The organism is Paenibacillus sp. S150 (genome assembly GCF_019352175.1).
Lineage (GTDB): Bacteria > Bacillota > Bacilli > Paenibacillales > Paenibacillaceae > Paenibacillus_AQ.
In genome coordinates this window covers 1-6,217 of record NZ_JACBYI010000082.1, presented here as the reverse complement: position 1 = coordinate 6,217, position 6,217 = coordinate 1, and the positions used below count along the sequence as shown (strand labels likewise).

At 52.8% G+C, this 6,217-nt stretch carries 3 protein-coding genes; all 3 read right to left on the bottom strand.

All coding sequences use genetic code 11. The features are described from left to right. Positions 1 to 175 precede the first annotated feature (175 nt). Positions 176 to 2,479 carry a helix-turn-helix domain-containing protein gene (locus HYD27_RS31525; protein ID WP_219221730.1) on the bottom strand — a complete coding sequence of 768 codons (2,304 nt, stop codon included), beginning with the start codon at positions 2,477 to 2,479 and terminating at the stop codon, positions 176 to 178. 338 nt (positions 2,480 to 2,817) lie between these two features. Next, positions 2,818 to 3,996 (bottom strand): MalY/PatB family protein, encoded by a 1,179-nt coding sequence (locus tag HYD27_RS31520; RefSeq protein ID WP_219221729.1) that lies wholly within the window; start codon positions 3,994 to 3,996, stop codon positions 2,818 to 2,820. Between the two features lie 105 nt (positions 3,997 to 4,101). Next, complete coding sequence (locus HYD27_RS31515) at positions 4,102 to 4,464, bottom strand: LytR/AlgR family response regulator transcription factor (RefSeq protein ID WP_219221728.1); 363 nt, start codon at positions 4,462 to 4,464, stop codon at positions 4,102 to 4,104. Positions 4,465 to 6,217 lie beyond the last annotated feature (1,753 nt).

Here is a 6,217-nt window from a genome sequence, read left to right as displayed (position 1 = left end):
CTCCGGCTTCCTTCAGATTCCACCTCACGGTGGACACCCTTGCCCTTGGCTAACGGTAGGCGCTCGCCAGCCCCCGTTCGGGACTTTCACCCTAAAGATGACGCCCATGCTGGGCGTACTTAAAAAAAGGCCAGGAGCTTGTCCCGGCCTTTCGGTATGAAATGGAGCTGCATTGTCATCCAGTGGCTGAATCGCGGAATGCCGTGGCGCTGAGACCGTTGCCTCTTTTGAAGGCCCGGCAGAACGTGTTCGTGGAATGATACCCGACCTGCTCGGCAATATCCCGGATGGGCAGCCCGGTATTCGCCAGCAAGGCTTTGGCCTCGTTCATCCTCAGGTTCTCCAGATAATCCGAGAAATTGGTTCCGGTCTGCTCTTTAAAAAATTGCGACATATATCCTTTGGAGATATTCATATGGTCCGCTACGGCATCCAGGCTCAGATTGGCCTCCCCGAATTGCTCCTGGATATACGCCAGAATGGAATCGATCAGCTTGACATTCCGGCTCTTTTTGCGCTGGTCGGCTTCTGCGCTCATGGACAGGAAGATTTCCGCCGCACCGCGGTACACCTCCCGCAAATTCTCCGTAATGCTCAGCTGCTGGAGCAGGCTCCCAACCTTCTCGGGATACTGCAGCATCAGCTGCTCCTGCAATTTAACCAGACAGCTGATCATCTCATAGCAAAAGAGCTGCTGCATCGCCAGCGGCAAATGCCGCTCCTGGAAGTTCTCCCGGAAAAGGGAGTCCAGCAGCCGCCTGAGCTCCTCGGATTCCCCCGCTTTGGTATAATTGCTCAGCCGGTTTTCCACTTCACCGGGGAAATAGAACAGGCTGTTCTCGCTGGGCAGATCATAGAACCAGGCCGTCTGCACAATCTCCTCATAGGTGATCGACGACAGTGACTGTCGCGCCTCCTCATAGGAGCCTGATACATCCAGCAAGGAAGTCCGGAAGCCGCCGATGGCAAAATACAGCCCAAGTGCCAGCCGCTCCCCGATCTCAGCCGCTGTTTCGGCGATGGCCTGCTCAATCTTCTGGCGGAACACGATGCTGTCCCCTGCAGGGTCAATGAACAGGATCGCAATCTTGTCCTCGGCGACATCATGCACATACAGGCCGTCGCCGAGCGTCAGCCGCAGCGCTTCCTTGATTAGTACCCGTTCAATGTCCAGCTTGCGCAGGGCATCGGCGTTGATCCCCCGGTCCCCTCCGCGGAAATGGAGAATGCCGATGGCGTAAGCGGCTCCGTCAATTTCGATATGCTGGTGCTTCAGCAGCGTATTGATCTCATCGAGACTGAGGAATTCGCCCTTGAGCAGCCGTTCATAAAAGCTTTCCCACAGCAGCGGCGCCTGCCGGGTGATCTCCCCTTGCAGAGCGGCATTGTTGTCAATGAGTGCAGACAGGGAGTTCTGGATGAAGCCGTACATGTCTTTGGGCCGCCGGAGCGACAGGCCGCTGGACCGGTCTGTCAGCGTGGAGAAAATCTGGACCAGCGGCTTGCCGCTGCGGGTAGCAAACAGGTAGGCGAGCACCATGCCCACCATCAGAAAGGCCAGCGCTACAAAGTAGGTGATTTTTTTAATCGAAATGACCTTGCCGAGCACCACATGAGGAGGCTGTGCCACCACATAGGACCAGTTATTGTATGAGGATTTCGTATAGGTCACCATCATGTCATTAGTCCGGCCGCTGGCTTCAATAATGCCCGATGCAGCCGGATAGGCCGAGGGCTCCAGATTGGGAACTGTTCCGTCCCCGGACAAGGAGCTGACGACCCGCCCTTCGTTGTCAATAATCGAAACCCAGCCTCCATCGGAAACATCAACGCCGGAGAGCAGCGATTTCAGCTTGCGGTTATCCACCAGAATGACCAGTGCGCCTTGAATATAGCCCGGATACCCGAGTGATTGCACATAGGTGAGCATATCGTAGGGCTTGCCCTGATACTGCGCCGAGCCTGAGGCCATTACCTCACGGTTGCGGTAGGTGCTGAACAGATCCCCCCGCCAGGTATCATAATCCGTACCGGAGCTGGACAATACGTATTTGTAGAAAGAAGGAAGCTCATAAATGGAGTTGGAGGACAACGCCAAATTGCTATTTTTGAAAATCAGATAGTAATCGAGCACGAAATTGTTCGAGGTGTTGTAGCTGTACAGGTTCTTCTGCGTTTCCAGCACCTTGTAGGTGGTTGTGTTGCTGAACGGATTGCTCACGCGCGCAAAGCTCTGCACCATCGGATCGTTCAGAAGCTGCAGCGCAATGGTGTTGATCTCGGAGAAGCGGATATCCATCGTTTCCTTGACCTGCTCCAGCAGCTGCATATTGCTGCCGGTAACCTCGTCCTTGACGACATCATAGGTCATTTTATAGAACAGCCCGCCCAGGCATAAGGCAACAATCATAAAGGAAATATAGGGAATCATCAAACGCACGAACAGATGCTGCTGTCCCGGCCACTTCGCAAACCGCATGGCTGCTGCCCTCCTTTCTCCACCCCAAAACATGTAATATTACCTGCCACAAAACACACCATCCGTTTCGGGTTATAGGCAAAAACGGCTCTCATGTCATTGATTATAACATTTGATTCCGGATTTAGGTATTCACTTTTTATCTTGCAAAATGTACATTCGCCGGATAAACGCAAAATAACCCCACAAAGTGGGGCCTTGGCTTCGATGATGACTCAGGTACTTGGCGGGGACCCCAAAACATATAAATTCTTATCTTTCAAATAAACCCGCCGTATCCCTCGAACAGCATGCTCCAAAGGGATACGGCGGGCTTATGGAAAAGAGCGTAAAATTCCTTATTTTACATAAGGGGCGGCCGCTGTGGAGAAGCGCTCAAGCGCTTCTGCAAGAATGGCACGCGGGCATGCCAGATTAATGCGCAGATGCCCTTGGCCTTCTGTGCCGAAAACAGAGCCTTCGTTAAATGCCACCTTGGCCTCGCGGTACATCAGCTGCTTCAGACCAGCCGCATCCAGTCCGAGTGCGCGGCAATCAATCCACAGCAAGTAGGTCGCCTCGGGTCTCATCGGCTTCACCTGGGGCAGGTGCTCTCCGAGGTAATCCAAGGCATACTCCACGTTGCCGCTGATATGCTGAATAAGCTCGTCCAGCCATTCCCCGCCTTCATTGTACGCCGCTTCCACAGCCTCCGGCGTAAAGAAAGCGGACATGTGCAGGCTGAGCGCCTTAAGCTTATACTCAAATTTCCGCTTCAGGTCCGGATTGGAGGTGACGATATACGAGGTCTGCAGGCCCGGCAGATTGAAGGTCTTGGTCGCCGCCAGCGTGGTCAGCGTAATATCCGACAGCTCCGCAGACAAGGAAGCGAAGGGGATATGCTTATGGCCCGGCATTGCCAGATCGCAATGGATTTCATCCGAGATGACCGTCACTCCATACCGCAGGCACAGCTCCCCGAGACGCAGAAGCTCTTCCCGCTCCCACACTCTGCCGCCCGGATTATGCGGACTGCACAGCAGCAGCAGCCTGGCGCCGCCGGCCATCAGCTCTTCGAGCTGGGCATAATCCATGACATAATGGCCTTCTTCGAGCTTCAGCGGGTTGACGGCCACCTTGCGGTCATTCATCCGGATCACATCATAAAAAGGATAATACACCGGCGGCTGCAGAATCACCTGATCCCCCGGCTTGCTGAACAGCTCTACCGAAAGGCTGAGCGAGGTCACGATTCCGGGGGAATCCATAATCCATTCCTTTTGGATCTCCCAGTCATGGCGTCTGCGGTACCAGCCGGCAATCGCCTCTTTGTAGGAATCATTGGCTACACTGTAGCCGTATATTCCCTCCTGTATGCGGCGCAGAATCGCTTCCTGTACGGCAGGCGGGCTCTCAAAGTCCATATCCGCCACCCAGAGCGGAAGAATCTCCTTGTCTCCGAACAGCTTCTCGGTCTGGTCCCATTTGTATGAACGGGTATTGCGGCGGTCAATAATACGGTTAAAATCATACTTCAATTCAAATCACCCCATCCTTTCTGCTTGTTCATTTATTGTAACATGGGGAGACATTTCCGGCACCCTGATTCAGCAATATGGACCCTGAGCTGCCTTCTTCCGGCTTCAGCTTCCCTTGCGCAGCCGTTCCAGCGACTGGCTCAGCCGGACCTCCTCCAGCGGCTTCAGGACATAATCGGCGACGGCCTGATCAAAAGCCCAAAGCGCATGCTGCTTGCTCTCCGTGACCACCACAATCTGAATATGCGGGACCTTTTGCTTCACAAGCTCAGCCACAAAAATACCCTGCAGACCCGGCAGCTGAAGATCCATAAAAAGCACATCCGGCTGAAGCAGAATAATCTTGTCCACAGCCTCCTGAGGCTGGGCCGACATCCCGATCACATTGACTTTTCCCGAATGCTGAAGCATATAAGACAGCTTGTACAAATCCCTCTGGTTCACATCCAGCAAAAAAGCTTTTATCATACCGTTCCTCCCTTCACCGCCTGGAGCTGTCCGGGCTTTGGATTTAGAAAATAACCCCACAAAGTGGGGCCTTGGCTTCGATGATGACTCAGGTACTTGGCGGGGACCCCAAGATCTTTCAAATGGAAACGGCTTCGCCGTCCTTATAAGGACGGTACCCGTTTCAGCGAGAAAGATGAGGCTAATTGATAGCGTGAAACATAAATTCTTATCTTTGAACAAACCGGCTATGCCGTCCTTGACCGGGCAGCGCAGCTGTTTGCATTTCAGGTGTAAGGCCGGCTGCGGTTCCCGGGCTCTCCGGTTCCCCTGGCCGCTGAAGCTCTTCCTCCCCGGTCCCTCCAGACCTTCCTGCTCAGACCCGGCGGCCTAAGCCCAAGTGGAAAAAGGAAACTCAATCCCCACTTTCCCTTTTTCGCTTGCGTTAGGAGCTGCGAGGAAATGAGTACCCGCTTTTGTTGACAAAAGCTCCACGGTTTTGGGAGTTTTGTCAACAATGTAGCGGTACTTTATTTCGTCGCAGTCTCTTAGCGGGAAAAAGATCCCTAACCGATCCGTTTCACCCCCTTACGGGGAATACGCCTAATTTAAGATGAACTTGAAACACATTCATAAAAAGGGCAGCCATTTTAGTGGTAAAAAGGATAACTAAGGCAGCGCATTCGGATTGTAGATCATCCCCAGTGGGAAAAAGTACAACTAATCCGGCTGAAATCAGCCGTATGGGGTGAGCAGGCCTCTATTAAGTGTACAAAATCCCACTAAAGCCCGTTCAAGCCAGAATTCCAGCCCATTAGTGTTACTTTTTACACTTCGCTTCCGTTCCCTATGAACCTCCTTGCATTCCATCAGCGTTTTCAGGTACGCCGGTTCCATTCCTATACATTAAATTACCTTTTGGCTCAAAACCAAAATCAGCGGTTGACGATGTGAATGAAGTCCGCTGCGGGTTCAGAGGGTTCTTCCGGCCGCTGCTAAAGCCCGGTTTCCGGATTGGAATAAGACTACTGGTTGAAACCGGTCTTTAAAAGCGAACAGTATCGTTTCTCCAGAATTCCTCTGGCCCTCCGCTATGTCCGCACTTAGTGCCGGCCCCTATTTTTAGATGGAGCCAGCTTTTTCAACGATTCCTTTAAGACTTTTCCGTCCATTTAAGTGTACTAATTCTTGCGAATTCCACTTTACTCCATTCCACTTCACGTCCCTGCCCCGGTAGCGGCCTCGGTTAGACCCGCTCTATTCCCGCTTCCTCCTGCAAAACATAGAACCCGCAGACTCTGCACCATTCAGCACGACCCAGCAAACTCCGCACGACTCAGCAAACTCAGCACGACCCAGCAAACTCCGCACAACCCAGCAACTCAGCAAACTCAGCACGGCCCAGCAAACTCCGCACAACCCAGCAACTCAGCAAACTCAGCACGACCCAGCAAACTCAGCACAACTCAGCAACTCAGCAAACTCAGCACGGCCCAGCAAACTCAGCAAACTCAGCACGGCCCAGCAAACTCCGCACAACCCAGCAACTCAGCAAACTCAGCACCATTCGGCACGATTAAGACGCATTATAATTTTGCCCTAACTTCATACCTGCCTTATCCACAATTGACGAGAAGCATAATTCACTAAATCAGGACCACCCGTCCAACGGGTGGTTTGCTCTTGGGGTATAACCCCTTGTTGCCAAACTGCGCCTAAAGACGCTAGCCTGACAGCAATTCTGTTCAGGCTCAGTGTTATTTGTCATTTTCAC

Coding starts and splice junctions, on each gene's coding strand:
- HYD27_RS31525 (WP_219221730.1), bottom strand. CDS start 2,479: ATGCGGTTTGCGAAGTGGCCGGGACAGCAGCATCTGTTCGTGCGTTTG.
- HYD27_RS31515 (WP_219221728.1), bottom strand. CDS start 4,464: ATGATAAAAGCTTTTTTGCTGGATGTGAACCAGAGGGATTTGTACAAG.